Genomic DNA, 2,586 nt, shown 5'->3' with positions numbered 1-2,586 from the left:
TATTGAGATATGCCAACGTCCAGAAGGATGTAATCTGACCGTTACTGTACTTGGTTCACATCCGTCTGGTATTTGTCTTGACCATCGAATAGGTAAAGGTTCTGTGCATTTAGCTAAATAGATTTGTTTGTCTTTAAATTTAAAAGCAGATTTGGTAAATTCGGCACTTCCTCCTTGATGTTTTTTCTTAAAGTTAGGATACTTAGTACGACCAGCAAAGAAGTTAGTAAAAGCTGTTTGTAGGTGTCTTAAACCTTGTTGTAAAGGAACACAGCTAACCCCATTCAAAAACTCTAATTCTTCTTGTTTTTTCCACTCAGTCAACATCGAAGAAGTTTCAGTATATCCTACTCTTTCTTGTCTTTCGTACCATGCTTGTGTTCTGAGATGGAGAGCTTTATTGTAAACTAATCTTACACAGCCCAAGGTGCGCCGCAATAGCGACTCTTGTTCTGCTGTGGGGTAAAATCGAAACGAATAGGCTTTCTCCATATCTCACATTCTAGCATATATCGTGTAAATGCGCTACTATTTCATAGTAAAGCCGTCCTTTGAGAACGGGGTTTCAGAGCCAAAATTGGCGATGACACTTGAGAACCAGTGATTTTTTCTCCTAAACCCAAGTTTTTCTGCTGGCAATTCCTTATTATCTATGTCCTTGACTATGCCTCAGTCTGCCGAGTCCTCCACGGGTGAGGATTTACCCCTAGCTATCTCACCCAGTAACGAGCAGTTAGAGAATATTAATAGCTATTTAAACCTGATTTTGGCAGCTTTAGTCTCTCTAGCTAATTTAGACTCCGAGTCTATCACCCAAGCAGCCCAAGAATTAGCCTTAGATCTGGATACAAGCGATCGCCTAGTTGCCCACTACTGGCAACCCCAGTCAAACCTCTCCCTAGCGGACATCCGTTCTCTAGTTCTCCTCCTCTGTCATCTAGCCCAAAAAAAGCAAGAGTTAATCCGTCGCGCCGTAATTCTCTTGGAACAAGTGGGAACTCAAGGACAAGAACCGGTCAAAACCACGCTTTTGGGCAATTATATCGATAATTTTCGCTTAAAATACCCAGAAATATCGGAAAATAATCTCAGCAATTCTAGCCTGATTTCCCTAGCCTGGAAATTATTAATCGATTTATTGTTCTACAGCAGCCCCCGCAGTCATCTCCTTCTCTGGCACACCCTTTTGGCAAGTAAAAAGTAAAAAGGCTATCAGTTATCAGTTATCAGTTATCAGTTATCAGTTATCAGTTATCAGTTATCAGATGTAAGTTTTCAGTTCACCGATTACTGTTTACTGATCACTGAAAAAAAGCTTCCCAGTTCATAATTCATAATTCATAATTCATAATTCATAATTCCCACCGATAACTAAAAATGAGTGATCTAATTCGCAAATATACACCCCCCACCTGTACCCTAGAAATTTGGGGAAATAGTTCGCCCCTAGCGGTTTGGCTGGGTAAAAATGTCTTAAACGATGCCCACTTTCAATTGCGCTTTGATGATCCTAGATTGAGTGAGGAAAAACAGGTGACGATCAAAGGCGATCGCACACAATTACAACTCCTAGGGGAAATTGTCGCTAATTATGTGCAGAATTTACTCTCTAGTCCCGTTTCTACCCTCTCTTTCGTGGCTAGTGGTTCCCCCGAAAGCCATCTCCCCTCCTTGCCTTCTCTCCGTTGTCAGGGACTTCTCCAGCATCAATTATTTTTAGGTTCCCTGCTAACCGATCAGGATAAACAGGAGATCGAATTAACCACATCGCAATTATTCGATCTAGCCAATGCTTTAGGGGAATATAACCATGAAAGCCCCCTAATACCCCCATTAATTCGCCAGAAAACTCGAAAAAATGCCCTGATGTGGACGGGATTAATCGCCTCAGCCCTAATAACTATCGGGGGAATAGCGATCGCATTTTATCAACAGCAAGAATTGGCCAACAATGATTTAACCACTGATCCCAATAGTGCCAAGATTCCCCAACCCTTGCCAACGCTGCCTTTACCCCCCACGGGAACGGCCGCCCCAAACCCGCAGTTACCGGCAAATTTGGGCAATAAAACCCCTTTACCGCCACCGCCACCCGTGGCAACCGTTCCAGCCCCAGTTCGTCCCTCTAGCGTCCCTCTAGTGATTCCGCCGTCCACTTTACCGCCGCCACCAGTCACAGGTTCGCGTCCCGGCGGCACGGCGATCATAATTGAACCGAATAATCAGAACATCCCGATTACTGCCCCCCCCGTCACCAGCACTCAGGGTACAAATGCACTGACAAATGTTCCCCCCACCACGATGAATCCGAGTCCAGCACCGCCAAAATTGCCCAATTTACCGCCTATAAGCCCTATTAACCCCGACAATGCCAATTTAGACCCCAAACCGCCCACAAGCACCGCTAAAGCCCCAGAGACGAACTTACTAGATACAATTCCCCAAGTGGCAGAAACCAGAGAATATTTTCAATCCCGTTGGCAACCGCCGGAAAGTCTCAAGCATACTCTAGAGTACCGTTTGGTCTTAAATCAGGATGGTTCCCTAAAACAGATTATTCCCCTGGGACAGGCGGCGAAAATCTAT

Annotated in this window: 3 protein-coding genes; 2 read left to right on the top strand and 1 reads right to left on the bottom strand. The window is 44.4% G+C overall.

The annotated features are described in order from the left end of the window. Positions 1 to 492 (bottom strand): RNA-guided endonuclease InsQ/TnpB family protein (locus PX482_RS04590; RefSeq protein WP_288122130.1); only part of this gene is annotated, 492 nt, incomplete at its 3' end. A gap of 172 nt (positions 493 to 664) precedes the next feature. On the opposite strand from PX482_RS04590, the gene PX482_RS04585 reads away from it, so the two are divergent. Further along, a complete protein-coding gene (locus tag PX482_RS04585) occupies positions 665 to 1,204 on the top strand; it encodes a DUF3038 domain-containing protein (RefSeq protein ID WP_012266592.1) in 540 nt (179 codons plus the stop codon). Between the two features lie 173 nt (positions 1,205 to 1,377). Continuing rightward, the coding region (locus PX482_RS04580) for a DUF4335 domain-containing protein (RefSeq protein ID WP_288122128.1) at positions 1,378 to 2,586 on the top strand (1,209 nt) is incomplete at its 3' end.

The organism is Microcystis sp. M53602_WE12 (genome assembly GCF_030065455.1).
Taxonomy (GTDB): domain Bacteria; phylum Cyanobacteriota; class Cyanobacteriia; order Cyanobacteriales; family Microcystaceae; genus Microcystis; species Microcystis aeruginosa.
The sequence above is the reverse complement of the archived record's forward strand: the minus strand, read 5'-3'. Positions and strand labels throughout refer to the sequence as shown.